This window comes from Cupriavidus taiwanensis (assembly GCF_900249755.1).
GTDB classification, from domain to species: Bacteria; Pseudomonadota; Gammaproteobacteria; order Burkholderiales; family Burkholderiaceae; genus Cupriavidus; species Cupriavidus taiwanensis_D.
On sequence record NZ_LT976854.1, the window covers coordinates 726,891 to 751,196 of the forward strand.

Annotated in this window: 22 protein-coding genes and 1 pseudogene; 14 read left to right on the forward strand and 9 right to left on the reverse strand. The window is 68.7% G+C overall.

What is annotated here, in order from left to right; translation table 11 throughout:
• Positions 1–9: 9 nt before the first annotated feature.
• From CBM2594_RS19120 to CBM2594_RS19130, 3 genes are read left to right on the forward strand one after another with little or no spacing between them, the layout of a single operon-like run.
• Positions 10–555, forward strand: a complete 546-nt coding sequence (locus tag CBM2594_RS19120) for a (2Fe-2S)-binding protein (RefSeq protein ID WP_116358386.1) — start codon at positions 10–12, stop codon at positions 553–555.
• Complete coding sequence (locus CBM2594_RS19125; protein ID WP_116358387.1) at positions 552–1,652, forward strand: FAD binding domain-containing protein; 1,101 nt, start codon at positions 552–554, stop codon at positions 1,650–1,652. Before CBM2594_RS19120 ends, CBM2594_RS19125 begins: the two co-directional genes overlap by 4 nt.
• A complete protein-coding gene (locus tag CBM2594_RS19130) occupies positions 1,649–3,928 on the forward strand; it encodes a xanthine dehydrogenase family protein molybdopterin-binding subunit (RefSeq protein ID WP_116358388.1) in 2,280 nt (759 codons plus the stop codon). Before CBM2594_RS19125 ends, CBM2594_RS19130 begins: the two co-directional genes overlap by 4 nt.
• 16 nt (positions 3,929–3,944) lie before the next feature.
• Here CBM2594_RS19130 and CBM2594_RS19135 read toward each other — a convergent pair whose 3' ends face one another.
• The 3 genes from CBM2594_RS19135 to CBM2594_RS19145 form a co-directional block, all read right to left on the reverse strand.
• Positions 3,945–4,853 carry a DMT family transporter gene (locus CBM2594_RS19135; protein ID WP_116358389.1) on the reverse strand — a complete coding sequence of 303 codons (909 nt, stop codon included), beginning with the start codon at positions 4,851–4,853 and terminating at the stop codon, positions 3,945–3,947.
• A gap of 98 nt (positions 4,854–4,951) precedes the next feature.
• Positions 4,952–6,271: a type II toxin-antitoxin system HipA family toxin gene (locus CBM2594_RS19140; RefSeq protein WP_116358390.1), complete on the reverse strand. Its 1,320-nt coding sequence runs from the start codon at positions 6,269–6,271 to the stop codon at positions 4,952–4,954.
• Positions 6,268–6,555 carry a helix-turn-helix domain-containing protein gene (locus CBM2594_RS19145; protein ID WP_174078039.1) on the reverse strand — a complete coding sequence of 96 codons (288 nt, stop codon included), beginning with the start codon at positions 6,553–6,555 and terminating at the stop codon, positions 6,268–6,270. Before CBM2594_RS19145 ends, CBM2594_RS19140 begins: the two co-directional genes overlap by 4 nt.
• A gap of 302 nt (positions 6,556–6,857) precedes the next feature.
• Here CBM2594_RS19145 and imuA point away from each other — a divergent pair, with 302 nt between their 5' ends.
• From imuA to CBM2594_RS19160, 3 genes are read left to right on the forward strand one after another with little or no spacing between them, the layout of a single operon-like run.
• Positions 6,858–7,766, forward strand: a complete 909-nt coding sequence (gene imuA / locus CBM2594_RS19150) for a translesion DNA synthesis-associated protein ImuA (protein ID WP_116358392.1) — start codon at positions 6,858–6,860, stop codon at positions 7,764–7,766.
• Positions 7,699–9,270, forward strand: a complete 1,572-nt coding sequence (locus CBM2594_RS19155; RefSeq protein WP_116358393.1) for a Y-family DNA polymerase — start codon at positions 7,699–7,701, stop codon at positions 9,268–9,270. The genes imuA and CBM2594_RS19155 overlap by 68 nt, the downstream gene beginning before the upstream one ends.
• Complete coding sequence (locus tag CBM2594_RS19160; protein ID WP_116358394.1) at positions 9,267–12,671, forward strand: error-prone DNA polymerase; 3,405 nt, start codon at positions 9,267–9,269, stop codon at positions 12,669–12,671. Before CBM2594_RS19155 ends, CBM2594_RS19160 begins: the two co-directional genes overlap by 4 nt.
• 109 nt (positions 12,672–12,780) lie before the next feature.
• Here CBM2594_RS19160 and CBM2594_RS19165 read toward each other — a convergent pair whose 3' ends face one another.
• From CBM2594_RS19165 to CBM2594_RS19170, 3 genes are all read right to left on the reverse strand, one after another.
• Entirely contained in the window at positions 12,781–13,107 is a 327-nt protein-coding gene (locus CBM2594_RS19165; protein ID WP_116358395.1) for a DUF1484 family protein, read from the reverse strand.
• Positions 13,108–13,389: 282 nt separating this feature from the next.
• Positions 13,390–13,593, reverse strand: a complete 204-nt coding sequence (locus tag CBM2594_RS27145; RefSeq protein WP_373457598.1) for a hypothetical protein — start codon at positions 13,591–13,593, stop codon at positions 13,390–13,392.
• Positions 13,594–13,731: 138 nt separating this feature from the next.
• Positions 13,732–14,868: a zinc-binding dehydrogenase gene (locus CBM2594_RS19170; RefSeq protein ID WP_116358396.1), complete on the reverse strand. Its 1,137-nt coding sequence runs from the start codon at positions 14,866–14,868 to the stop codon at positions 13,732–13,734.
• 515 nt (positions 14,869–15,383) lie between these two features.
• Between CBM2594_RS19170 and CBM2594_RS27035 the strand changes: the two are divergent.
• The 5 genes and pseudogenes from CBM2594_RS27035 to CBM2594_RS19190 form a co-directional block, all read left to right on the forward strand.
• Positions 15,384–15,506: pseudogene (locus CBM2594_RS27035) on the forward strand (error-prone DNA polymerase); the annotation flags it as partial.
• Between the two features lie 173 nt (positions 15,507–15,679).
• On the forward strand, positions 15,680–16,276 hold the full coding sequence (locus tag CBM2594_RS19175) for a tetratricopeptide repeat protein (protein WP_116359683.1): 597 nt from the start codon (positions 15,680–15,682) through the stop codon (positions 16,274–16,276).
• A gap of 53 nt (positions 16,277–16,329) precedes the next feature.
• Positions 16,330–17,154, forward strand: coding sequence for a hypothetical protein (locus CBM2594_RS19180; RefSeq protein WP_116358397.1), 825 nt, complete (start codon positions 16,330–16,332; stop codon positions 17,152–17,154).
• A 315-nt stretch (positions 17,155–17,469) separates the two neighbouring features.
• Positions 17,470–18,423 (forward strand): 5'/3'-nucleotidase SurE, encoded by a 954-nt coding sequence (locus CBM2594_RS19185; protein ID WP_116358398.1) that lies wholly within the window; start codon positions 17,470–17,472, stop codon positions 18,421–18,423.
• A gap of 11 nt (positions 18,424–18,434) precedes the next feature.
• Positions 18,435–19,088 (forward strand): hypothetical protein, encoded by a 654-nt coding sequence (locus CBM2594_RS19190; RefSeq protein WP_116358399.1) that lies wholly within the window; start codon positions 18,435–18,437, stop codon positions 19,086–19,088.
• An 18-nt stretch (positions 19,089–19,106) separates the two neighbouring features.
• On the opposite strand, the gene CBM2594_RS19195 is transcribed toward CBM2594_RS19190, so the two are convergent.
• The gene (locus CBM2594_RS19195; RefSeq protein WP_116358400.1) at positions 19,107–19,586 is read right to left on the reverse strand and encodes a hypothetical protein; all 480 of its coding nucleotides are present in this window, start codon (positions 19,584–19,586) and stop codon (positions 19,107–19,109) included.
• 373 nt (positions 19,587–19,959) lie between these two features.
• On the opposite strand from CBM2594_RS19195, the gene CBM2594_RS19200 reads away from it, so the two are divergent.
• The 3 genes from CBM2594_RS19200 (at position 19,960) to CBM2594_RS19210 (ending at position 21,916) form a co-directional block, all read left to right on the forward strand.
• On the forward strand, positions 19,960–20,931 hold the full coding sequence (locus CBM2594_RS19200) for a Bug family tripartite tricarboxylate transporter substrate binding protein (protein WP_116358401.1): 972 nt from the start codon (positions 19,960–19,962) through the stop codon (positions 20,929–20,931).
• A gap of 59 nt (positions 20,932–20,990) precedes the next feature.
• Positions 20,991–21,431, forward strand: a complete 441-nt coding sequence (locus CBM2594_RS19205) for a helix-turn-helix domain-containing protein (RefSeq protein WP_116358402.1) — start codon at positions 20,991–20,993, stop codon at positions 21,429–21,431.
• 74 nt (positions 21,432–21,505) lie between these two features.
• Positions 21,506–21,916, forward strand: a complete 411-nt coding sequence (locus tag CBM2594_RS19210; RefSeq protein WP_116358403.1) for a VOC family protein — start codon at positions 21,506–21,508, stop codon at positions 21,914–21,916.
• A 60-nt stretch (positions 21,917–21,976) separates the two neighbouring features.
• Here CBM2594_RS19210 and CBM2594_RS19215 read toward each other — a convergent pair whose 3' ends face one another.
• Positions 21,977–22,966, reverse strand: a complete 990-nt coding sequence (locus CBM2594_RS19215) for a Bug family tripartite tricarboxylate transporter substrate binding protein (RefSeq protein ID WP_116358404.1) — start codon at positions 22,964–22,966, stop codon at positions 21,977–21,979.
• 43 nt (positions 22,967–23,009) lie between these two features.
• Positions 23,010–24,296, reverse strand: a complete 1,287-nt coding sequence (gene eno / locus CBM2594_RS19220) for a phosphopyruvate hydratase (RefSeq protein WP_116358405.1) — start codon at positions 24,294–24,296, stop codon at positions 23,010–23,012.
• Between the last annotated feature and the right edge of the window lie 10 nt (positions 24,297–24,306).

Here is a 24,306-nt window from a genome sequence, read left to right on the forward strand (position 1 = left end):
AGGCGCCCCATGGCCCAGGAAGACCCGCTTGCTCCCCCGGCTTCCGACGCGGCCGGCGCACTGCAACAGATCCCCACGACGCTGCACATCAACGGCATCACCCATGAGCTTTCGCTGGCGCCGTGGGTGATCCTGCTCGACCTGCTGCGCGAGCAGCTGCAGCTTACCGGCACCAAGAAGGGCTGCGACCACGGCCAGTGCGGCGCGTGCACAGTGCTGATTGGCGGCAGGCGCATGAAGTCCTGCCTGTGCCTGGCGGTGTCCTATGACGGCGCGGACATCACCACCGTGGAAGGGCTGGCCGATCGCGACAGCGGCGCGCTGCATCCGCTGCAGCAGGCCTTTATCGACCACGACGCGTTCCAGTGCGGCTATTGCACGCCGGGGCAGCTGTGCTCGGCACTGGGCCTGCTGAACGAGCATCCGCCGGCGAGCCGGCAGGAGATCCGCGAGCGCATGAGCGGCAACCTGTGCCGCTGCGGAGCGTATGCGCAGATCGTCGAAGCGATTGCCGAAGTCGCCCGGCTGCCGGACAGCGACCAGGAGCCGTCATGAACCCGTTCCGCTATGAGCGCGCGATGACGGTGGAAGCCGCGCTGCAGTCGATCGCCGCCGCGCAGCAGGCCGCGGGCGTGCAAAGCCTTGGCGAAGACCGCGCGCCGCACTTCCTGGCCGCCGGCACCAACCTGATCGACCTGGTCAAGGGCGGCATGATGCATCCGGCCGCGCTGGTCGACGTCAGGCAGCTGCCGTTGCGGATGATAGAGGCGACGGCGGAGGGCGGGCTGAAGCTGGGTGCGCTGGCCAGCAACGCCGATACCGCGCAGCACCCGCTGGTGCGCGGGCAGTATCCGCTGCTGCGCGCGGCGATCCTGGCCGGGGCCTCGGCGCAGATCCGCAATATGGCGACCAACGGCGGCAACCTGCTGCAGCGCACGCGCTGCTATTACTTTTACGATCCGGGCGTGCCCTGCAACAAGCGCGAGCCCGGCACCGGCTGCCCGGCGGCGACCGGGCTGGCGCGCCAGCATGCCATCCTGGGCGCGAGCGAGCATTGCATTGCCACGCATCCCTCCGACATGTGCGTGGCACTGGCGGCGCTGGGCGCGGTGGTGCACGTGGCGTCGGCCAGCGGGCGCCGCGAGATTCCGTTTCATGAATTCCATCGGCTGCCGGAGGACAGGCCGCACATTGACACCACGCTGCGCCCCGATGAACTGATTACCCACATCGTGCTGCCGCCCGCCGGCGAGTTCGCGCGCCATGCCTGCTACCTGAAGCTCCGCGAGCGCGCGTCGTTTGCCTTCGCGCTGGTGTCGGTGGCGGCCGCGCTGGACCTGGCCGACGATGGCACCGTGCGCGCCGCGCGGCTGGCGCTGGGCGGCGTGGCGCACAAGCCGTGGCGCGATCCCGAGGCCGAGGCGCAGCTGCAGGGCCGGCCCGCTACCGCCGAGCACTTTGCATCGGTAGCTCGCTTCCTGCTGCGCGATGCGCGCGCCTGGGGCGGCCCGGCCGTGCCCGAGAGCCTGCCCGGCAACAGCTTCAAGCTTGCGCTGGCCGAGCGCGCGATCGTGCGCGCGCTGGAAATGGCCGTCGCCGGCGTGCTGAGCAATACCGGCGAAGACGCGTTCAGCGAGGAGGCATTGCCATGAACGATCCGATCCCGCAATGCGCGCCGCACGCACGGCCCGGCACGGGCCCGGTCGGCATCGGCGCGCCGGTCGCGCGCATCGATGGCGTGGCCAAGGTTACCGGCACGGCGCGCTATGCCGCCGAGCATCCGGCCTTCGACCTCGCGCATGGGGTTGTGGTGAACAGCACCATTGCGCGCGGACGCATCGCGTCGATCGATTGCAGCGCGGCGCTGGCCGTGCCGGGCGTGCTGGACGTGCTGACCCATGAACGCCGCCCGCGCGTGCGTTCGCTCGACCTGTTCTACAAGGACATGGTGGCGCCTGCCGGGTCGCCGTTCAAGCCGCTGCACGATGCGCGCATCTGGTATAGCGGCCAGCCGGTCGCGCTGGTGGTTGCCGAGACCTTCGAGGCGGCGCGGCATGCCGCCATGCTGGTGCGCGTGCGGTACCAGGCGTGGCAGCACGAGACCAGCCTGCTGGACCACCTGGGCCGCGCCGGCAAGCCGATGCGCTTCAAGGCAGGCTATTCCGGCCCGCCCAGGCCGCGCGGCGACGCCGATGCTGCCTTCGCGCGCGCGCCTTGCCAGGTCGACGCAGAGTTCTACAGCGGCGTGGAGCACCACAACCCGATGGAGATGCATGCCACCACGGTGATCCGCGGCGGCGACGGCCACCTGACCATCTACGACAAGACCCAGGGCTCGCAGAATTCGCGCTGGATGGTGTCGCGGGTGTTCGGGCTGCCCAAGCGCAAGGTCACGGTGCGCAATGAATACGTGGGCGGCGCCTTCGGCTCAGGGCTGCGGCCGCAGTACCAGCTGATCCTGGCGGTGATGGCGTCGCTGGCGCTGGAGCGCTCGGTCCGCGTGGTGCTGACGCGGCCGCAGATGTTCACCTTCTGCCACCGGCCCGAAACCTGGCAGCGCGTGCGGCTGGGCGCCGAGGCCGACGGCAGGCTGGTGAGCCTGATCCACGAGGCCGTGGCCGAGACCTCGCGCATGGAGCATTACGTCGAGGTGGTGGTCAACTGGTCCACGCAGCTCTATGCGTCCGAAACCAGCCGGCAGGACTACCAGCTGGTCGATCTCGACCAGCCCACGCCGGCCGACATGCGCGCGCCGGGCGCCGCGCACGGCGTGCATGCGATCGAGGTGGCGATGGATGAGTTGTCCTATGCGGTGGGGATGGACCCGCTGGCGCTGCGGCTCAGGAACTACGCCGAGCGCGACGGCGCCAGCGGCCTGCCGTTCTCGAGCAAGGCGCTGCGCGAATGCTACGAGCAGGGCGCGCAACGGTTCGGCTGGGCCGCGCGGCCGCCGCAGCCGCGTTCGATGCGCGATGGCCACGAGCTGATCGGCTGGGGCATGGCCAGCGGCACCTGGGATGCGCTGCAGATGTTCAGCCGCGCCCGCGCGGTGTTCCGCGCCGACGGCCGGCTCGAAGTGGCCAGTGCCGCCACCGACATCGGCACCGGCACGCTGACGGTGATGAGCCAGATCGCCGCCGCATCGCTGGGCCTGCCGCTGGAGCAGCTGACGTTCGTGCTGGGCGATTCGGACCTGCCGGTGGCGCCGGTAGAGGGTGGCTCGTCGCATGTGGCCACGGTGGGCACGGCGGTCGACGGCGTCTGCGACAAGCTGCGCCGGATGCTGTGGCACATGGCGCGGCGCATGCAGGGTTCCGGCTTCGAGCGTGCGCGCTACGAGGACCTGGTGTTCGAGCAGGGCAGCGTCAGCCTGCGTGCCAGCCCGGGCGTGTCGTTGCCGCTGACCGGCATCCTGGAGGCGGCCCGACGCGAGCAGATCGAAGCCTCGTTCCTGCAATTGCCCAATCTGTTCAGGCAGAAGCAGTACACGCGCGCCGCGCACTCGGCGGTGTTCTGCGAGGTCCGCGTGGACGAGGCGCTGGGCACCGTGCGCGTGACGCGCGTGGTCAGCGCGGTGGCGGCGGGCCGCATCATCAACCCCAGGACCGCGCGCAGCCAGATCCTCGGCGGCATGGTGTGGGGCATCGGCCAGGCGCTGCATGAGGAGACGCACAGCGACCATGCGCTGGGCCGCTTCATGAACCGCAATATTGCCGAGTACCACATCGCCTCGCATGCCGATATCCATGAGCTGGACGTGATCTTCGTCGACGAGGACGACCGCGTGGTCAGCAGCCTCGGCGCCAAGGGCGTGGGCGAAATCGGTCTGGTGGGGGTGGCCGCGGCGATCAGCAATGCGATCTATCACGCCACCGGCAAGCGGCTGCGCAGCACGCCGATGACGCCGGACAAGGTCATGGCCCGTTGAACGGAGGCGGCGGCCGTCAGCGCCGCTGCGCCAGCCAGATCCCCGCCGCGATCGCGGCCAGGCCGACGCCGTGGTACCAGCGCGGCCAGTCGCCCAGCAGCACCGTGGACAGCAGCGCGGCGAAGACCGGCGTCAGCGTGATGAAGAACACCGGCAGTTGCGCGCCCGCGCGCGCGATGGCGCGGTCCCAGGCAAAGTAGGCCAGCAGCGACGGGATGGTCGCCACATAGAGCAGGATGCCCGCGACCTTGCCGCTCCATTGCAGCGGCTGTTCCAGCGTCAGCAGCTCCCATGCCGTTACCGGCGCGCTGGCCAGCACGCCGGTGACGATCTGCGCGAACAGCAGCACGGGCAGCGGCAGCGCGGGACGCTGCTTGCGCAGCAGCCAGGTATAGGCGCTCCATGCGATGGTGGCTGCCAGCATGAACAGGTCGCCGGGCACGAGGTCCAGCTGCGCCAGCCGCGCCAGTTCGCCGCGCACCAGCACGAAGGTCACGCCGACCATGCACAGCAGCGCGCCGGCGACATGCCAGGGCCTGACGCGTTCGCCAAAGCACAGCGCGCCGATCACGATCAGGAAAAGCGGCGTGGACGCGCCGATCAGCGTCACGTTGATCGGCGTCGAGGTGGTCAGCGCCAGGTACTGCAGCGCGTTATAGCTGGCGATCGACAGGATGCCCATGGCGGTGATCACGCCCGCGTGCCGGCGCAGCACCGCACGGTGCTCGACCACGCCGCGCCACGCAAACGGGGCCAGCACCATGCCGGCCAGCACCCAGCGCGCCCAGTTCAGCGTGACCGGCGGCACCGTGCCGGCGGCAAGCCGGCCCACGATGGCATTGCCGGCCCAGCTCAGCGGCGGAAAGGTCAGCAGGAACAGGGTGGTCCAGTCGATGCGTCGGGGGCTGGGGCTGCTGGCGGACATGGGGCGAGGTCGATGGGGTGAGGGCGATGAGGGGATGGCGCATTATCCGCGATGGCGATGCTGGCGGTGTTGACGACGGCGCTGCCGGCACGGGCCGGTCACCGGGCCGGGCGCCCCGCGCGCGCCAGCGGCAGCGTCGCCAGCCGTTCGGTGACGACCTCGCGAATGGCCCGCGGTGCGTCGAGCTCGTCCAGCAGGCGCGGCCAGCGGGCATGCGCCAGCGCCACCGCTTCCTTGACCGCGGCGGTGGCGATGCGGCGCGGCACGCCGGCTTTTGCGGCGATCGCCTCGTACGTGGCCAGGGTTTCCTCGCGCTGCAGGCGGTCGATGGCGACGTTCTGGCCGTACGAGGCGAAGCCGGGCAGCGCCGCCACGCAGACGATGTCATACGCCGGCGACAGCACCGGCAGCAAGCCATTGGGGTAGGTCACCGAGAAATTCTTCAGGTGCGCGTCGCTGTTGCCGATCAGCGTATTGACCGCCTGGCGCAGGAAGAACTGCCGCACATGCTCGACCCCGCCCGGGCTCAGGCGGTACAGCGTGGCCACCAGCTGCACGTAGCCGTCGATGCTGGCGTACTTGCGGGCCGGCATCCGGCCCAGCATCTGGCAGCCGTCCTCGGCATGCACGCGCCCGGCCGGGGTGCGGTCGAAGCGGTCGACCGCAAGGTAGTGCAGGTGCTCGCCCAGGGCCTCGGCCAGCCCGTCGACCGCGATGGTCGATATCGGCAAGACCCGGGTGGCGGCGACATGCACGCCGGCGGCGGCCGCGAGCTGCATCGACACCGATTCGTTGAACACCTGCGAGTCGTCGTTGCGGGCCGGCAGCTTGGCGATGATGTCCGACAGCTTGCCGTGGCTCGGCAGCGTGTAGCGCTTGCCGTCCTGCACCGTCGACAGGGCCAGCTTGTTCTGCACGCCGGACACCGACGCGGCGCCTTGCGTGGCGCCCTCGACCACGGCGATTTCCAGGTTGTCGGCGCCGCCGGTCACGCCATAGGCGCGCGCGTAGGCGGGCAAGGCGCCGATATCCGCCGGCCGGACCACGACAGCCCCGGGCAGGTCGTTGCCGGCCGAGGCCAGGATGCCGAAATCGTCCTTGTCTTCCGGGTGGCTGCGCGTGGCCTCCAGCCGCTTGCGCAGTTCGCCCTCGGGCAGCAGGCCGGCGAAGTAGGGCGGCAGTTCATGGCCGGTGCTGTAGACCGCGGGATGGAAGGGGTTGTCCAGCACCTCGGCGGTGGCCCGGCGGCCGGCTTCGGTCGGCACGGTGATCGACAGGCTCAGCGTGGGGCGGTCGGGGTCGCCGCGGAATTCATCGGCGGGCACGAAGCGGACATTGCCGCCGGCCTCGCACAGGTAGCCGCACAGCCGGTCATATAGCCGAACCTCCAGGAAGCGGGGATGCAGGGCGTAGCTCATTGCTGATCCAGGAAGATATCGAGCGCGGCGCGGGCGCCGCGGTCGGGGCCGCTGCCCTTGCCCTCCAGCACCTGGCGGACTTCGGCAAGCCGCTCGTTGGGTACCAGCACCCATTGCGCGTCCAGCGCCGCGGCCAGTGCTTCGAGGGTGGAAGCGCGGCTGTCTTTCTTGCCGAGCAGGATGGCCGACAGGTTTTGCGCCGCCATGCCGAGGATCCGCCCGAGGTCGCCGAGGCTCTTGCCCCGGGCTTCGCGCAACGCGCGGCATTGGGAAATTAATGACATGGCATTAGTTGATGTAAGAAATCATTCTTTAGAATGATACAAGCCTTGGTCGACCTCATGCGTATCATTCGATAGAAGCTTTTTTCATACGGAATCATTCCGTGAAATGATAGTGCAGAACAGCTTCTGTGACCAAAGGCAGACGTGCAAAGGTGCGCCCGCACGCCGCCGAAACATGACCTTGTGCCTCTGCAGCCACCCCCCTCCGTTACCTCTTGCCTTGTCACGGATACTGTATAAATATACAGTTATCGTAAATATCCTAAATCCTCGCCACTGCTGGCGAGCGACCTTGACTCCACATGACTGCGCCATTGCACGCAGCCCCGCCAAGGGCGGCGGAGGGTCTGCTTTTCCCTGCGCCGGCTGCCCCCGAGCCTGCCGGGCTTGCCCCGGCCGAGCGCCAGCAGGCGCTGTCGGCGCTCGAGCAGCGCTATCCCGGGTTGTGGCGCGCCGGCCAGCTGGGCCGCGCCGGCGGGGCCGCGGTGTGCCCGACCGGGTATGACGCGCTGTCGGCGGAACTGCCCGGCGGCGGCTGGCCGGCCGGCGGCCTGACCGAACTGCTGACCACGCAGGGCGGTGCGGGAGAAATGCGCCTGCTGCTGCCGGCGCTGCGCACGCTGGCCGGGGCGGGGCGGCGCATCGCGCTGGTGGCGCCGCCTTACCTGCCCAACGCGATGGGGCTGGCCGCGGCCGGGCTGCCGGCGCGGCAGTGCTACTGGGTGCGCCCCCCGGCCGGATCGGCCAGGGCCGCGCAGCAGGCCGACATGCTGTGGGCGGCCGAACAGGTGCTGCGCAGCCAGGCCTTCGGCGGCGTGCTGGTGTGGCTGCCTGCGGCGCGTCCCGAGGCGCTGCGGCGGCTGCAGGTGCTGGCGCAGGCCAGCGACGCGGTGGCCTGGGCGCTGCGCCCGGCCGCGGCGCTGCGCGAGTCGTCGCCCGCGGTGCTGCGGCTGCTGCTGGCGCCGCTGCCCGGCAACGTGCTGTCGATCACCTTCCACAAGCGCCGCGGGCCGGTGCGCGACACGCCGCTGCTGCTGCGCCTGGACGGCATGGCGGCGGCCACGCGCGCGGCCGCCTGGCCGGTCCCGGCAGGCGCGCCTGCCTCGTCTGAGCCGCTGGCTCAGTCTTCTCAGCTTTCTTCCGATGCCGTACTGGATCGCGGTGCACCTGCCGCGCCTGCCGCTGGACGCGCTGCAGCCCAACTGGCCTGAGCCGGCGCCCGCCGCGAGCCCGCCTGCCGCCACCGCCACCCTGCACCATGCGCTGCCGGTGGCGGTGATGGCGCGCGAGCAGGTGGTGCTGGCCAACGGCCCGGCGATGCAGCTCGGCGTGCGCTATGGCATGCGCCGCGGCGGCGTGCAGGCACTGTCGGCCGATATCGTGCAGCTCGAGCGCGACCCGGCCGCGGAAGCCGCGCTGATGGAGTCGGTGGCGCTGGCGCTGCTGCATTTCACGCCGGGCGTGACCGTCGACGAGGAACCGGAGTCGGCCACGGTGATGCTCGACGTCACCGCCAGCCTGCGCCTGTTCGGCGGCCATCGCGCGCTGTGCCGCGCGGTGCGTGCCTGCGTGCGCCAGCTGGGCACCGTGGCCCAGGTGGGTTGCGGCCCGACCGCGCACGGCGCCGCGTGGCTGGCGCGCCAGCCGCTGCGGCGCACGCGGCGCGGCGTGGTGCGGCCCGCCCGCCGCGCCGTGGGCATGGCGCGCCTGCACCGGCTGCTGGACCGGTTGCCGGTGGAGGCGCTGCATACGCTGGCTGATCCGGCCTGGCTGGACGGCATTGGCTGCCGCACGCTGGGCGAGGTGCGGCGCCTGCCGCGCGCGGGCCTGACGCGCCGGCTGGGCCCGGCGCTGCTGGCGCGGCTGGACCAGGCCTATGGCGAGGCGCCGGCGCGCTTTTCCTGGTTTGTGGCGCCGCCCGCGTTCGTGCAACGCATGGACCTGCCGGGCCGCATCGAATCCGCCGAAGGCGTGCTGGCCGGCGCGCAGCGGCTGCTGCTGGCGCTGGCGGGCTGGCTGGCGGTGCAGCAGGCCGGCGTGACGCGCTGCGTGCTGGTGCTGGAGCATGAGCGCTACCGGCGCGGCGTGGACACCGAAGGCACCCCGGTGCCACTGGGCCTGGCCCAGCCCAGCCGCGACCCCGCGCACCTGTCGCGGCTGCTGCGCGAAAAGCTCGACAAGCTCAGCTTCCACGCCCCGGTGACCGGCCTGGCGCTGCGCGTCGAGGCCATGGCCGCGTGCGTGCCGCAAAGCGAGGCGCTGTTCCCCGAGCCCGGCGGCACGCCGGAAGACCTGGGCCGCCTGCTCGATACGCTGATGGCGCGGCTGGGCCGCGACAACGTGCTGCAGCCGCGGCCGCTGGCCGACCACCGGCCCGAGCGCGCCAACCGCTGGTGCCCGGTCGACGAGCCCGGCGGCAACAAGGCCGCCAGCCTGCCGGGCCCGCAGCCGGAGCGCCCGCTGTGGCTGCTGCCGCAACCGCTGCCGCTGCCGGTGCAGCGCCACCGGCCCTGCCACGGCGGCCCGCTGGCGCTGCTGAGCCGCCCTGAGCGCATCGAGGCGGGCTGGTGGGACGGGGCGCTGGCCACGCGCGACTACTTTATCGCCGAGCGCGCCGACGGCCTGCGCTGCTGGATCTTCCGCGAGCGTCCGGGCCATGCCGCGCAGGACGATGGCGGCGAATACCGCTGGTTCCTGCATGGGTTGTTCGCATGAGCGCGCCGCCTTTGCCCCCCTCGCTGTCTGCCTCGTTGCCGGGTTTGCTGCCGGCGCTGCCGGACTACGTGGAGCTGCACTGCATCTCCAACTTCACCTTCCTGACCGGCGCCTCGCATCCGGGCGAGCTGATCGAGCGCGCCTTCGGCCTGGGCTACCGCGGGCTGGCGCTGACCGATGAATGCTCGGTGGCCGGCACCGCGCGCGCGCACGATGCCATCGAGACGCTGCGCAAGCGCCTGCACGACGCGGTCGCGCGCAGCGCGGCACGCGGCGAGGAAGGTGTCGATGAACCGCTGCTGGACGACGCCGATGCCTTCGGCACCGGCGACGACGATCCCGATTTCCACGCCAGCCGCCACCAGCGGCTGCAGGCGCTGGCCCGCGCCGCCGATGCGTTCTCGCTGCTGATCGGCAGCCGTTTCAGCCTGGTCCCGGCCGAGGGCGCGCAGCAGATGCCGCTGCGGCTGGTGCTGATCGCGCAGCATCGCGAGGGCTTCGGCAACCTGAGCGAGCTGATCACGCTGGGCCGGCGGCGCGCGCAGAAGGGCAGCTACCGGCTGCATCCCGAAGATCTCTCCGCGCCGGCCGAGGACGTCGCCCACCTGCGCGGCATGCCCGGCTGCGTGGCGCTGCTGTTGCCCGACTATTGCGCCGAGCCCGAACTGTTGCTCGCGCAGGCCGAGTGGTGCCGCGCCGTGTTCGGCGAGCGCGCCTGGATCGCGCTGGAACAACTGCAGGGCCATGCCGATGCCTTGCACCGCGCGCGCCTGGAAGCGGTATCGGCCCAGACCGGCGTGCCGCTGGCCGCGGCCGGCGCGGTCACCATGCACGTGCGCTCGCGCAAGCCGCTGTCAGACGTGCTCACCGCGATCCGGCTGGGCCAGCCGCTGGCCGAATGCGGCATGGCGCTGGCGCCCAATGCCGAGCAGCACCTGCGCATGCGCCAGGTGCTGTCGCGCCTGTACCCGCGCGAGGCGCTGGCGCAGACGCTGAAGATTGCCCAGACCTGCGATTTCTCGCTGGGCATGCTGCGTTACGAATATCCCGAGGAACTGGTGCCGCCCGGCGAGACGCCGATCTCCTACCTGCGCAAGGAAGTCGAGCGGGGCAAGCGCGAGCGCTTTCCCAACGGCCTGAAGCCGGAGTGGGACAAGCAGCTGGACGAAGAGCTGGCGCTGATCGAGGAAAAGCACTACGAGCCGTTCTTCCTCACCGTGCACGACATCGTGCGCTTTGCGCGCTCGCGCGGCATCCTGTGCCAGGGGCGCGGCTCGGCCGCCAATTCGCTGGTGTGCTTCTGCCTGTATGTGACCGAGGTCAGCCCCGAGCAGGCCAACCTGCTGTTCGGCCGCTTCCTGTCACGCGAGCGCGATGAGCCGCCCGATATCGACGTGGATTTCGAGCACCAGCGGCGCGAGGAGGTGATCCAGTACATCTACGACAAATACGGCCGCCATCGCGCCGCGCTGGCGGCGTCGCTGATCACCTACCGTTCGCGCAGCGCCTTGCGCGACGTGGGCCGTGCGCTGGGCATCGATGCCAGCGTGGTCGAGCAGGTGGTCAAGGGCCAGGCGTGGTGGGACGGCGGCCCCGGCTTTGTCGACAAGATCGCCCGCTACGGGCTCGATCCCGAATCGCCGGCGGTGCAGCAGTGGGCCAGCCTGACCGCGCAGCTGCGCGGCTTTCCGCGCCACCTGTCGCAGCACGTGGGCGGCTTCGTGATCGCGCGGCACAAGCTGTCGCGGCTGGTGCCGATCGAGAACGCGGCGATGGCCGACCGCAGCGTGATCCAGTGGGACAAGGACGACCTGGAGTCGCTGGGCCTGCTCAAGGTCGACGTGCTGGCGCTGGGCATGCTGTCGGCGATCCGGCGCGCGCTGGAGATGATCCCCAACCCCAGCCCCGATCCGGCGCGCGCGGGGCTGCCGGCGCGCATGGAAGACATCCCGAAGGAAGACAAGCCAACCTACGACATGATCTGCAAGGCCGACACCATCGGCGTGTTCCAGATCGAGTCGCGCGCGCAGCAGTCGATGCTGCCGCGGCTGCAGCCGCGCGAGTACTACGACCTGGTGGTGGAAGTCGCCATCGTGCGGCCCGGCCCGATCCAGGGCGGCATGGTCCACCCCTACCTGAAGCGGCGCGAGGCCTTCCGCCGCACGCGCAAGCCGCCGGTCTACTTCAACCAGGTGATCGAGAAAGTGCTGGGCCGCACGCTGGGCGTGCCGATCTTCCAGGAGCAGGTGATGCAGCTGGCCATCGACGCGGCGGGCTTCTCGCCCGGGCAGGCGGACCAGCTGCGCCGCTCGATGGCGGCGTGGCGGCGGCGCGGCGACCTGCGCCAGCACCAGGACGCGCTGGTGCGCGCGCTGACCGGCAACGGCTATCCGGAATCCTTCGCGCTGGCGATCTGCAAGCAGATCGAGGGGTTTGGCGAGTACGGCTTCCCCGAAAGTCATGCCGCCAGCTTCGCCAAGCTGGTGTACGTGAGTTCCTGGCTCAAGCGCCATCACCCGGCGGCCTTCCTGTGCGCGCTGCTGAACAGCCAGCCGATGGGGTTCTATTCGCCGTCGCAGCTGGTGCAGGATGCGTGCCGGCACGGCGTCGAGGTGCTGCCGGTGGACGTGACCGTAAGCCGCTGGGAGAGCACGCTGGAGCCGGCCGCAGGCGCGGGCGATGCACATCCCCGCGTGCGCCTCGGCCTGAGCCGCGTCAAGGGCATGCGCGAGGCGGCCGCGCTGCGGATCGAAGACGCCTGCGCGCAGCGCCCGTTCGACAGCGTCGAAGACCTGGTCCTGCGCGCCGCACTGGACCGGCATGACATCGACGTGCTGGCCGCTTCCGACGCACTGGCGCCGCTTGCGGGCCATCGCCGCCAGGCCCGCTGGCAGGCCCGCGCGGTGGCCGCCCATGCCGCCCACCGCGACCTGCTGTATCAAGCCCCGCCCCCCGAGGCAGCGCTGGCGCTACCCGCGCCGCGCCTCGGCGAAGACGTCGCGGCGGACTATGCAAGCCTGGGGCTGTCGCTCAAGTCGCATCCGCTGGCCTTGCTGCGGCCACGGCTGGCGGCGATGCGCTTCGCCACCGCCAGCCAGCTCGCGCGCTGCGGCAACGGCCGGCGCGTGCGCGCCTGCGGCATCGTCACCGTACGCCAGCGCCCGTCCACCGCCAGCGGCACCATCTTCGCCACCATCGAGGACGAAACCGGCAGCATCAACCTGATCCTGTGGCCAGACCTGGTCGAGCGCCAGCGCAAGGAGGTGCTGGGCGCAACCTTGCTGGGCGTGGTGGGCACCTGGCAGCGGCAGGGCGACATTCAGCACCTGGTCGCCAAGGAACTGGTGGACCTGAGCCCGATGCTGGGACGGTTGATGGTGGGGAGCCGGGATTTTCATTGAGACGCACGGCGCCAATGAGGGAGATGCAAACGGCGCGAGACTAGTTGGCTCGCGCCGTTTGCTTTTCAGCGCTGCTCATCCGTCGGGCGGGTAAGCTGGCTCTCCCTGGTCAGACCAGTGCCTGCAGGCGATCTGCGCTCTCGTCCAGCTGTTGCTTGAGCGGCAAAAGCAGGGCGTGGAGGCCGATGCCTTGGGGGATGGTGTCGCTTTGCAGGTCCAGCAAGCTCAGGAAGGACTGAAGGCCGGCGCTGACGCGCAGGATGTCGTCAGTGGCCTCGAGGATTTGCTCCTCCAGGGTGACGGCTTTGCTGGGTGGCGGCGGAGCGGCTTTGGCGTGGGGGCGGGCCTGGGCGCGGTCCACTTTGGCCACGTTCTCGGCCAGTTGAGCTTTTTGGGCAAGGGTGGGCTCTTGGGGAGCCGGGGTGTTGCTTGGCATGGTGACCTCCGAACTAAAGGGATGGAGGCCCGTCGTCCGCTGCTAATCGGGTGGGCGAGCACAGGGCAGGGTTAGCAGACCGGCACCAGCAAACCGGCGAGCCCTGAGGCTCCCCTGCCAAGGCCCGCCCGCAGGTGTGGACGTTCGATGGCGCGACGGACAGAGCCGCTTGCGCGGCGCTGTCCGTCGTGTGGTGTACAGGCTGCTAAACCTGTTCGCCATTGGATTGGCGACAAACCATTTTCGAACACCCACGCCGGAGCGGCAATGGATCAGATCATTTCAGAAACGAATTTTGACATACTGGCCAGGTATGCCGGCCAGGGCGCGATCGCAATGTTGTCCGGAACGTTGCTGAAGCCATGTACCGTCGACGCCTGCTCTAAGGTTGGGGTGACGGGGGCTCGCCCGGGTGCTGCCCTGGCAGTCGTCGCGCACGAGCACGCGCAGGGGCAAGTCCAGCGCAACGCTGGGTACCGGGAGCATCAACGGCGTTCCCCGCTTGGCGTTCCACACCGCCGCGGAACTGGAAAGCGCTCACTCATTGCCGGCCGCGACGCGCCGCTGGCTGTGGCGCAGCGTCTGGTTCTTGACACGGTAAGCGCGCAAGGCGCCCCGGGTGATTTACCTGGCCAGGCCCTTGTTCGGGTTGATCAGGTACTTCTCCCCCGTCGCGCGCTTGTTGTAGACGGCGATCACGTCCAGGTCCAGCACCTCGGCCAGCGAGATCTCTTTCGAGTAGTGGCTGGCAAAGGTGGTCTTCAGCTCCGCCACCACGCGTTGCTTCAGCGCGTTGGCCCGCTCGCGCCCGATCTTCTGCAGGAACGGGAACAGCAGCCAGCCGCCCATGCCCCACGCCATGCCGAAGTTGCGGTTGAACTCGGTCGGGCTTGTGTCCAGGCCGCCGTAGAGGTAGACCTGCTTGAGGGTGGTCGAGCCATAGCGGCTGTATTCGCGGGCCGTCTTGTTCAAGGCCGCTTCCATGCAGGTGAGGATCTGGCCGGCGAGCTTGCCGCCGCCCGTGGCGTCGAACGCGATCGTTGCGCCAGTGGCGACGAGTGCCTCGGTGAGCTCCTGCATGAACATGGGCGACGCGGAGTTGCAGACGTGGACCGCACCTTGTGCCTTGAGCAGGTCCGCCTGCTCCTGCTTGCGCACGATGTTCACCAGCTTGATGCCATCCTTGAGACAGATCTGATTGAGCATCTGGCCCAGGTTGGAGGCCGCGGCGGTGTGCACCAGGGCGCTATGTCCTTCGAGGCGCATGGTCTCGACCATGCCCAGTGCGGTGAGCGGGTTGACGAATGACGACGCGCCGTCAGCTGGCGTGGCGCCTTCGGGCAGGACCAGGCACTGGTCCGCCGAAATGCAGCGGTACTGCGAGTACATCGCGCCGCCGATGGCAGCCACGGTCTTGCCCATCAAGGCTTGCGCCGCAGGGGACGAGCCTGCATCGACGACCACGCCCGCGCCCTCATTGCCAACCGGCATGGACACATCCAGGCGGCCCGCCATGCTGCGCATCGCGCCTTCCGGAACGCGCGCGGTGACCATGGGGCGCTCGGCCGTGCCGCTGGCCTTGGCCGTGCTCATGTCGGCCGCACCGAACAGCAGGCCGAGATCGGACGGGTTGAGAGGAGAGGCTTCAATGCGGATGAGCACTTCATCCTGACCAGGCCGCGGCGTGTCGATGCTCTCTAGCGACAGCTCGAGTTCACCGCTGCTCTTGATTTGCGAACGAAGTTGAAGTGCGGTGCGCATTCGATGTCTCCTTGGTCTGTCGGTTTGCGGTGAGCGGGGCAGCTGCCTGGGCTGTTTTCGCCAGCAGTCAGCAATGTAGCAAGTTCCTGCGAATCCCGTACTGGCCGGAAACTCAGGTCATGCGTCGGTCGACAAGCCATCATGCATCGCAGCGTATCCATGCCAGAGGATCGACTTCCCTCCCACCAAGGGGAGTAACGGGCCCGGGGGTCGTCCTTGATGGCCGGGCCGGTGGCTGCACTACATCGCCGGCTACCGTAGCGTACGGCCAATCGAAGCCTCGGACCTTGCCGCCATCGTGCCCTTCATGGCGGTACGCCACCCCTGGCTCCTGGCCGAATACGCTGGCCGCATTGATGTCTGGGAACACAGACGCTGCCCAAGATCACCCTGCGAATGTGTGTGCAGTTGCTAATCGAAAGCAGTCGATGGAGATATCCCTATGATGCGATCGGCAACTGCCAATGGAGGTTCGGCGATGACAGAGTAAACGGTCCGGGAGGCGCTTGCTGGCGCTGCTGCGCGTGGTCGGCACCTGGCAGCGCCAGGGCGACGTGCGCCACCTGGTGGCCAAGGAGTTGGTGGATCTGAGCCTGATGCTGGGGCGGCTGCTGGTGCGGAGCCGGGGCCTCCATTAACACCGGCTTGCCTGGTTGCCCCTGGGGCCGTGGAAGCCGTTTTCCGTCCTTCGTCCGGCAAGGCATCTTTTCAGGAGTGCGGCATTAGTGCGGCGGGGCTAGACTACATACATTTTGTTACAATAGAATGTTGTAGGTTACAGAAAATGTAGATGTATCAGGACATTCCGTTTATGCGAAATATTCAGTTTCTGATGCTTTTGATGGTTGCTGGCCTGGCAGCATGCGCCGCGCAGGCGCCAGCAGACCAGCTGTCCCCCCAGTCGCCAACAGTACGCCTGTGCAACGGCAACACCTGTACCGACCAGGATCGCCGCGTCGCCACAGGGCAGGCTGCCCCCGCGGATGCCGATCACCGTATGCAGGCTCTGGCAGCGGTGGCCGAGCGCGATCCGAACGCGGCCTACGACCTCGGCTTGCGCCTGCTGCGTGGCGATGGCGTGGAGCGCAATAGCTATCAGGCCCTCCAATGGTTGCGCAAGGCCGGCGACAACGGCCATATGCAGGCCCAGCTGGCGCTTGGGCGAATCTACCTGATGGGTTTTGAGGAAATGGGCTCGGACCCTGCTGAAGCCGAGGCGTGGCTGACGCGCGCTGCAGCGAAAGGCAGCAAGGAGGCACGGGATCTGCTGCCGCAAGCGCAAGCAGCCAAGATGGACGAGCAGAGCCTGTACCAGGTGCGCGAAGCCTACCGCAAATCCTGGGTGGCCTGGTACAGCAGCTATCCGTACTACTGGGTATGGGGCCGCGCCGGCTGGCAACCCCGCTAGGCCCTGTCATCCCCGATTTTTCTTATTACTTCAGTCAACAGGAACGCGTTTTCATGCCGAACAAGACTTCTCTGCGCGTGGCCGGCCTGGCCACATCCCTGATCCTGGCTGGCTGCGCCAGCGGGGGCGGCATCATCAGCACCGGCACCGCACCGACGGCTGCCACCGGCGCAGCGGGCGGGGCGACCAGCGTGAATGCCAATTCGGCGCTGGAGCGCTGCGACAAGCCGCTGGGCACGTTGGCCGTGGATGATGGCCGGGGCAAGGAATGGTATGCAAGCTTCGGCGCAGCCACCAAAGTCACTACCATCGAGCCGCTGATCCGCCTGGCGGTGCAGCAGTCAAACTGCTTCGTGATCACCTCGATCGGCAACAACCGCACCGAAAGCAAGCTTTCGAACATTACCGACAAGCAGCGCAATTCCGGCGAGTTCCGGGCCGGTTCGCGCCAGCAGAAGGGACAGCGCGTCGCGGCCGACTACTACATGGAGCCAGCTATCATCATCGATAACGACTCCACGGGCCAGTTGGCCGCTGGTGTGGGTGGTCTGTTCGGCGCGGTCGGCGCACTCGTCGGCGGCGCCATGCAAAGCAAGGCATCGGTCGTAACCCTGACCATGTTCGACATCCGGTCCGGCGTGCAGCTGTCCATTTCGGAAGGCAACTCCACGGCAACCAATATCGGTGCCGCCTTCGGCGCCCTGGGCGGCGGCGCGGCCGGCGGGCTCGCCGGTTTCTCACGCACACCTGAAGGCAAGGCCACCGTGGCGGCATTCATGGACGCTTACAACAACATGGTGGTCTCGCTGCGCAACTACAAGGCCCAGGAAGTCAAAGGCGGGCTGGGCCGCGGCGGCCAGTTGAAGGTGGGGTCGTAGCCTGGCGCGCCGCGGCGCCATACCTGCCTTGCGCGTCGCCCCCATCTCCGCACCACTCAGCGGTCCCCATCGCCTCAACGCTCGAGGCATGACGCATGGCGCCCCTTGTTGTTCACGCAACTGTCATCAAGCGCGGTTAAGGTAGCGTCCGTCCACCACCGGACAACCCAGGGCGCTGCGCCCGGCCCGCGCCACCTACAGCGGCGCTGGCGGCGCGGGCGTCCCCGGCCAGCCTCACCGGGCTGCCCGCAGTAACTTGCCTGCCGCGCGGGCACGCCACGCCCGCATTCCTGAACCGCCTCGACCTACACCGACATGAAATCCCGCCTGATCGCCGCGGCCTTGCTGGCCGCCACGGCGAGTCCTGCCTTCGCCCTGAATATCCTGCTGACCAACGACGACGGCCTGACCAGCAACCTGAAGGCGCTGTACGACGCGCTCAAGGGCGCCGGCCACAACGTCATCGTCAGCGTGCCCTGCACCGGCCAGAGCGGCCGCGGCGCCGGCATCGTGATGTACAGCACCACGGTCATCGTGCCGGACAATGACAAGACCCAGGTCGAGGCCGAAGGCGGTTGCCACAACGGCGCGGCGAAGACGGGCGAGCCGGCGGTGGGGCCCTTCACCAAGCCCGGCTACACCAACGGCGACTACCACTACGCACACGGCACGCCGGTGATGGCGACGATGTATGGTCTGGACGTGCTGGCGCCGGCACGCTGGGGCAAGGCGCCGGACCTGGTGCTGTCCGGGCCCAACGAAGGGCAGAACGTCGGCCGCATCGTGAACAGTTCCGGCACTGTCAGCAATGCGCAGTTCGCCGCCTCGCGCGGCATCCCGTCGATCGCGCTGAGCGCGGGCACGGATTCGGTCGACAATGCCGGGCTGGCCAGCCCTGTTTCAGGCGTGGTGGCGCAGCTGACCATCAAGCTGGTGAGCACGCTGCAGGCGAAGACCAATGGCGGCGCGCTGCTGCCGGCGGGGCTTGCACTGAACGTCAACTTCCCGAACGCGCCGACTGCGGCCACGCCGTTCGCGTTCTCGCGGCATGGCACCTTCGACGCCTATGCGCTCAAGTTCAGCGGCACGGCGCCGTACGGACTGGGCATCGGCGCCGGCAGCGGCACGCCGACCGCCGCGCAGGCCGAGGACGAGTCCGTCGTCTACAAGACCAGGACGGCCGTCACCGCCATGCAGATCGGCTTCGACCAGCGCCCCGCCGGCCAGCAATGGCTGCGCCTGCGCCTGGGTGAACTGTTCGGTCAGTGAGGCAGGTCGCGATGAAACGCCTGATTTCCCTGTTCCCCCTTGCAGCCGTGCTGGGGCTCGCCGCCTGCGGCGGCAACGACGCGCCTGACAACAGCGCACCGCCCGCCACCGCGACCCTGTCGGTCACCGACCTGGATCCCGGCGCCTACGTCGTCAGCGTGGGCGATGCCGACAACCCGACCGTCGGCAAGTACTACGCCGGCACGGACGGCAGCCGCTACCTGGCGCTGGCCGATGCCGAAGACAAGGCCACCGCCATCTATCGCCGCGACCGGGGCGGCAGCTGGGTTGCCGCACCGGGCGCGGACGCGGCGGCCAGCGTCAAGCTGCTGAGCCACGCTGCCGTGCCTGCCGCGAGCGTCGAACTTGCCAGCGTGGCCGGCGCCTACACCACGGTGCTGCCCTCGGGCGCCAGCGCCAGCTTCACGGTCACGGCGGAGGGCAAGATCGCGCCCGGCGCTTCGGCGTGCCAGTTATCGGGATCGCTTGCGGCGCAGGCCATGCCCAATACGCTGAGCCTGAAGCTGTCCGCGTCGGCCTGCGGCACGCTGCCCGCCAGCGCTACCGGCGTGCTGGCCGTCGATGCCGACTACCAGCCGGCCGCGTTCCGCCTGATCGCGGACGATGGCGGCCGCGTGGCCGACCTGTGGGCGTATCGCGACTGAACGCAGCCGCCTGGCGCGCTAGTGCATCGCCAGGCTGCCCGCCAGCATCTGCTGCTCTGACGAGAGGTCGCGGATGGCCTGGTTCAGCGTCGCGGTGGTGGTGGTGATGGCGGCGCCCAGGCTGGCGATTTCCTGTTGCAGCACCGCAATGCGGACGCGTTTCTGATCCGGCGTGCCGGTGTTGGCATTCTTGGCCGCCTCCAGCTCCTGCAGCTTGCGCTCCAGCTGCGCGCGCAGCTCGCGCAGGCGCTTGATCGCATCCTTGGCCTGATCGGGCAGGCCGCTGTCGTCGACATCGCTGTTGTCGCGCACCGCCGGGGCCTGCTTGCCGCCAGCCAGCGCCTGGCCGGGTGCCGAGATATGGATCTCGGTGCTGGCCGCCGGCCGGGGGCGAATCCCCGGCGCGGCGGCGCTTTCTTCGGCGGAGGCCGCCGGGCCTGCCGCGGGCGCGTCCATCGACACGGCAGCCGCTGCACTGGCTGCAATCGGTTCGATCATCGTCACGGTTGTGCTTCTCCTGGTTTGCCGGCGATGGACCATCCATCCACGGAATCTGCCGGCTCAAGGCCGATATCGGCAGGTTCGTGCGGAACTTGAGTTGGCGCAGGGCCGGCCAGCCGCGGAAACCGCCGTGTTGATGCCGGAACCTGCGTTAAAGACGTGGGAAAAGTTGATGCAAAGGCCGGACTTTTCACGGCAGGCACGAAGGTGCGCCGAGCGCGCGCCAAAGAATGCGCGCGGCTTCCGGCAGGCCGAACCCTTCTTTCTCGAAACGTGAATTCACGCCGCCCGCACGGGCGATCTATCGTCTCTCGACGCCGCACCAGAACCCCATCACAGAAACGTGGCGCGACCATAACAGGAGACGACGATGAAGCAGGGTTTCAATGGGCTGTGGCTGGCGCTTGGTGTTGCCATCGCGGCGGCGCCGGGCGCAGCGCTGGCGGCATATCCCGACAAGCCGATCCGGCTGATCGTGCCGGCGGCCGCGGGCGGTACCACCGATATTGCATCGCGCCTGGTCGGCAAGCGCATGGGCGAGTTGCTGGGCCAGCCGGTGGTGGTGGAAAACCGTGCCGGCGGAGGCGGCATCATCGGCGCGCAGGCGCTCAGGCAGTCTGCCGCCGACGGCTATACCCTGATGATGGGCAATATCGGGCCCAATGCCATCAACTACAGCCTGTACCGGCAACTGCCTTACCGCGCCGAGGACTTCGCGCCGATCACCATGGTGGTGTCGGTGCCCAATGTCCTGGTGGTCAATGCCAACGTGCCGGCCCGTAGCGTGGCCGAACTGGTCGCGCTGGCCAGGGCGCAGCCCGGCAAGTATTCCTTTGCTTCCTCGGGCACGGGCCAGTCGGTCCACCTTTGCGGCGAGCTGTTCCGCAAGCGCACCGGCACTGACCTTATCCACGTTCCCTACAAGGGTGCGGCACCCGCCGTGGCCGACCTGGTGGCGGGACAGGTCACCATGATGGTGGACAACCTGCCCAGTTCGCTGCCGCATATCCGCTCGGGCAAGCTGCGCGCGCTGGCCGTGACCAGCGCCAGCCGCGTGCCCGAGCTGCCCGAGGTGCCCACCATGAAGGAAGCCGGCGTGAACGACTTCCAGGTGACGGCATGGTTTGGCCTGGTCGCGCCGGCCGGCACGCCGCCGGAGGTGATCGACCGGCTGCAGAAGACCGTCGCCGGCATCCTGGGCGAGCCGGAGATCAAGGCAAGGCTGGCGGATTTGGGCGGCGTCCCGGGCGGCGATAGCCCCGACCATTTCGGCAGCTTTATCAAGAGCGAGCGCGAGCGCTGGGCGCGGGTGGTCAAGGACACCGGTATTCCGCAGCAATGAGGCAGCGGTGGCCGGCGGCCGGGCTTGAGCCCGCCCGCCGGGCATGGCAGCATACGCCGATGCCTGCCGCGCCCCCCGACACCGTGCTGCGTGACCTGGCCCGCCTGCGCCGGGTCCGCGATCGCATCGACCGCGACTATGCCCAGCCGCTGGATGTCGAGGCGCTCGCGCGGGGCGTCCATATGTCGGCGGGCCACCTCAGCCGGCAGTTTCGGCTGGCCTATGGCGAGTCGGTCTACGCCTACCTGATGACCCGGCGCATCGAGCGCGCCATGGCGCTGCTGCGCCGCGGCGACCTGACTGTGACCGAGGTCTGCTTCGAGGTCGGGTGCTCGTCGCTGGGATCATTCAGTTCCCGGTTCACCGAGCTGGTGGGCGTCTCGCCCAGCATTTACCGGCGGGATTGCGCGCGCGAGGCCGAGGGCATCCCGTCCTGTATCGCCAGGCAGGTCACGCGACCGATCAGGAATCGAGAAGCGCCGGAAACGTTGCCCGAATAGACTGATTCCATGACTTCCGGACCAACGCCACCCCGGCGGCGGCCAACGCATCCCTACCAGCACGGAGACTGATCATGGACCTCACCATTCATTCGACCTTCCTTCCGCATTCCGATCCGGAGGCCTCGCTGGCGTTCTATCGGGACGCCCTCGACTTCGAAATCCGCAAGGACGTCGCCTTCGGCGAGCACCGCTGGATCACCGTCGGCCCGAAGAACAAGCCCGACACCTCGATCGTGCTGTACCCGCCCAACGCGACACCGGGCGTCACGGACGAAGAGAAGCGCACCATCGCCGCGATGATGGCCAAGGGCACCTTCGCCATGCTGCTGCTTGGCGCGAAAGACCTCGACGCCGTCTTCCAGCGCCTGCAGGACCGCGACGCCGAGATCGCCCAGGAGCCGACCGACCAGCCTTACGGCGTGCGTGATTTTGCAGTGCGCGATCCGGCGGGCAACATGATCCGGATCCAGCAGCTCAGGTAAGAAGGTGCCGGCTTTACGCCGGCCCCGGGCTTGCGCCACACGTCATTGCTTGCGCCCGCGTTACTCGATGGTGACGTTGCCCTCCTTGACCAGGACCGCGAACTTGCTCGTCTCTTCATTGATGCGCCTGGCAAATGCCTCCGGCGTGCTGGCCATGGACTCCGCGCCGGCGGCCAGCATGCGCTGCCGGAAGTCGGGTGAATTCACGATCCTGACGATCTCGGCATTCAGGCGGGTGACCACCGGCTTGGGCGTGGCGGCGGGCGCGAGCACACCGAACCACGTGCCGATGTCGAAGCCCTTGAGTCCGGACTCCTCCATCGTCGGTACGTCGGGCAACGCGCTGGAGCGTTTCGCCGTGGTCACGGCCAGCGCCTTGAGCTTGCCGCCCTTGATATGAGGCAGCACCGTGGTCAGGGTGTCGAAGGACATGGACACCTGGCCGCCCAGCAGGTCGGTGGTCAGCGGACCGCTTCCCTTGTACGGAACATGCAGCAGCTTGACGCCGGTGGTCGCCTGGAACTGGGTGCCGATCAGGTGTTGCGCGGTGCCGTTGCCGTTCGAACCGTACGACAGTTCCGGCGACGCCTTCTTTGCCAGCGCAACCAGTTCCGCGACGTTCTTCGCCGGCGTCTTCGCACTGTTGATGACGAGCACGTTGGGCACCATCGCCAGCGTGGAGACCGGGGCCAGATCCTTCTGGAAGCTGTAGGGCAGCTTCTTGTAGACCGATGTGGCGATGGTGTGGTGGACGGCGCCGATCAGCAGCGTATAGCCATCGGGCTTCGCCTTCACGACATAGTCGGCACCCACGGTGGCACCGGCGCCGGGCCGGTTTTCGACGATCACCGGTTGGCCCAGCGCCTTCGACAACTGGTCGCCGAGCGCGCGCGCCAGTACGTCGGTGGTGCCGCCCGACGGGAATGGCACCACCAGGCTGATGGGCTTGGCCGGCCAGTCCTGCGCCATCGCCGCGGACGCGCCGCAAAGGCTGATGGCGCAGATCGACAGGCCGCCGATGCGGCGGAAAATCTGGTTGAGAGTGCGCATGGTTGTCTCCTCTGTTTGTCGTGGTGGAAGTGGGTGAAGGCGGCTATACCGGTACCGGGAACGCCGAGCGGCCTGCAAAGGTGGCTGCGCAGCCGAGTTCCGCCTCGATGCAGAGCAGCCGGTTGTACTTGGCAACGCGGTCGGAGCGCGACAGCGAGCCGGTCTTGATCTGCGCGGCGGCGGTGCAGACGCTCAGGTCGGCGATGGTCGTGTCTTCGGTTTCGCCGGAGCGGTGCGAGATCACCGATGCATAGCTTGCCTGCCGCGCCATCTCGATGGCGGCCAGGGTTTCGCTCAGCGTGCCGATCTGGTTCGGCTTGATCAGGATGGCATTGGCCACGCCGCGGTCGATGCCTTGCTGCAGGATGGCGGTGTTGGTGACGAACAGGTCGTCGCCTACCAGCTGTATGCGGTCGCCCAGGCGCTCGGTCAGCAGCTTCCAGCCGTGCCAGTCGCCTTCGGCCATGCCGTCTTCGATGGTGACGATCGGGTATTGCGACACCCAGCCGGCCAGCAGCTCGACCAGGCCGTCGCTGTCGTAGCTGCGGTGCTCTGCGTGCAGCACATAGCGGCCGTCCCGATAGAACTCCGAGCTGGCGACGTCGAGCCCGAGCGCGATATCGCGGGCTGCCTGGAAACCGGCAGCGTCGATGGCCTGCATGATGATTTCCAGCGCCTGTTCGTTCGACTTCAGGTCTGGCGCAAAGCCACCCTCGTCGCCCACGGCCGTGGAAAATCCGCGCTGCTTCAGCAGCGCCCTGAGCGCATGAAAGACTTCCGCGCCCCAGCGCACGGCTTCCGAGAACGACGGTGCGCCCACGGGCAGGATCATGAATTCCTGCATGTCCACGCTGTTGTCGGCATGCGCGCCACCGTTGACGATATTCATCATCGGCATGGGCAGGCGCATCTGCCGGTTGCCTTCGCCAATCGAGCGGTAGAGCGGCACACCTGCCGACGCCGCGGCGGCCCGCGCCGACGCCAGCGAGACCGCCAGCAGCGCGTTCGCGCCAAGGCGCGACTTGTCGTCGGTGCCGTCCAGCCGGATCAGGCACTGATCGATTTCCGCCTGCTCCGAGACGCGCATGCCGGCCAGCGTGCGGGCGATGTCGACGTTGATATGGCCGACCGCCTTGCGCACGCCCTTGCCGCCATAGCGTCGTGGGTCGCCGTCGCGCAACTCGATGGCCTCGCGCGACCCGGTGGAGGCGCCGGAGGGTGCCGCGGCAAAGCCTTCGCTGCCATCGGCCAGCAGCACCCGTGCGGCCACGGTGGGATTGCCGCGGGAGTCGAGGACCTCGTAGCCGCGCACTTCCTGGATCACTGACATATTGCGTCGC

What these genes read in the sequence shown, in the direction of transcription:
- CBM2594_RS19185 (WP_116358398.1), top strand. Translation starts at nt 17,470, where the DNA reads ATGAAATCCCGCCTGATCGCCGCGGCCTTGCTGGCCGCCACGGCGAGT.
- CBM2594_RS19210 (WP_116358403.1), top strand. Translation starts at nt 21,506, where the DNA reads ATGGACCTCACCATTCATTCGACCTTCCTTCCGCATTCCGATCCGGAG.
- CBM2594_RS19215 (WP_116358404.1), bottom strand. Translation starts at nt 22,966, where the DNA reads ATGCGCACTCTCAACCAGATTTTCCGCCGCATCGGCGGCCTGTCGATC.
- CBM2594_RS19130 (WP_116358388.1), top strand. Translation starts at nt 1,649, where the DNA reads ATGAACGATCCGATCCCGCAATGCGCGCCGCACGCACGGCCCGGCACG.
- CBM2594_RS19135 (WP_116358389.1), bottom strand. Translation starts at nt 4,853, where the DNA reads ATGTCCGCCAGCAGCCCCAGCCCCCGACGCATCGACTGGACCACCCTG.
- CBM2594_RS19200 (WP_116358401.1), top strand. Translation starts at nt 19,960, where the DNA reads ATGAAGCAGGGTTTCAATGGGCTGTGGCTGGCGCTTGGTGTTGCCATC.
- CBM2594_RS19170 (WP_116358396.1), bottom strand. Translation starts at nt 14,868, where the DNA reads ATGCGCACCGCACTTCAACTTCGTTCGCAAATCAAGAGCAGCGGTGAA.
- CBM2594_RS19165 (WP_116358395.1), bottom strand. Translation starts at nt 13,107, where the DNA reads ATGCCAAGCAACACCCCGGCTCCCCAAGAGCCCACCCTTGCCCAAAAA.
- imuA (WP_116358392.1), top strand. Translation starts at nt 6,858, where the DNA reads ATGACTGCGCCATTGCACGCAGCCCCGCCAAGGGCGGCGGAGGGTCTG.
- CBM2594_RS19155 (WP_116358393.1), top strand. Translation starts at nt 7,699, where the DNA reads ATGCCGTACTGGATCGCGGTGCACCTGCCGCGCCTGCCGCTGGACGCG.
- CBM2594_RS19125 (WP_116358387.1), top strand. Translation starts at nt 552, where the DNA reads ATGAACCCGTTCCGCTATGAGCGCGCGATGACGGTGGAAGCCGCGCTG.
- CBM2594_RS27145 (WP_373457598.1), bottom strand. Translation starts at nt 13,593, where the DNA reads ATGCTCCCGGTACCCAGCGTTGCGCTGGACTTGCCCCTGCGCGTGCTC.
- CBM2594_RS19205 (WP_116358402.1), top strand. Translation starts at nt 20,991, where the DNA reads ATGCCTGCCGCGCCCCCCGACACCGTGCTGCGTGACCTGGCCCGCCTG.
- CBM2594_RS19140 (WP_116358390.1), bottom strand. Translation starts at nt 6,271, where the DNA reads ATGAGCTACGCCCTGCATCCCCGCTTCCTGGAGGTTCGGCTATATGAC.
- CBM2594_RS19190 (WP_116358399.1), top strand. Translation starts at nt 18,435, where the DNA reads ATGAAACGCCTGATTTCCCTGTTCCCCCTTGCAGCCGTGCTGGGGCTC.
- CBM2594_RS19120 (WP_116358386.1), top strand. Translation starts at nt 10, where the DNA reads ATGGCCCAGGAAGACCCGCTTGCTCCCCCGGCTTCCGACGCGGCCGGC.
- CBM2594_RS19195 (WP_116358400.1), bottom strand. Translation starts at nt 19,586, where the DNA reads ATGATCGAACCGATTGCAGCCAGTGCAGCGGCTGCCGTGTCGATGGAC.
- CBM2594_RS19160 (WP_116358394.1), top strand. Translation starts at nt 9,267, where the DNA reads ATGAGCGCGCCGCCTTTGCCCCCCTCGCTGTCTGCCTCGTTGCCGGGT.
- eno (WP_116358405.1), bottom strand. Translation starts at nt 24,296, where the DNA reads ATGTCAGTGATCCAGGAAGTGCGCGGCTACGAGGTCCTCGACTCCCGC.
- CBM2594_RS19175 (WP_116359683.1), top strand. Translation starts at nt 15,680, where the DNA reads ATGCGAAATATTCAGTTTCTGATGCTTTTGATGGTTGCTGGCCTGGCA.
- CBM2594_RS19180 (WP_116358397.1), top strand. Translation starts at nt 16,330, where the DNA reads ATGCCGAACAAGACTTCTCTGCGCGTGGCCGGCCTGGCCACATCCCTG.
- CBM2594_RS19145 (WP_174078039.1), bottom strand. Translation starts at nt 6,555, where the DNA reads ATGTCATTAATTTCCCAATGCCGCGCGTTGCGCGAAGCCCGGGGCAAG.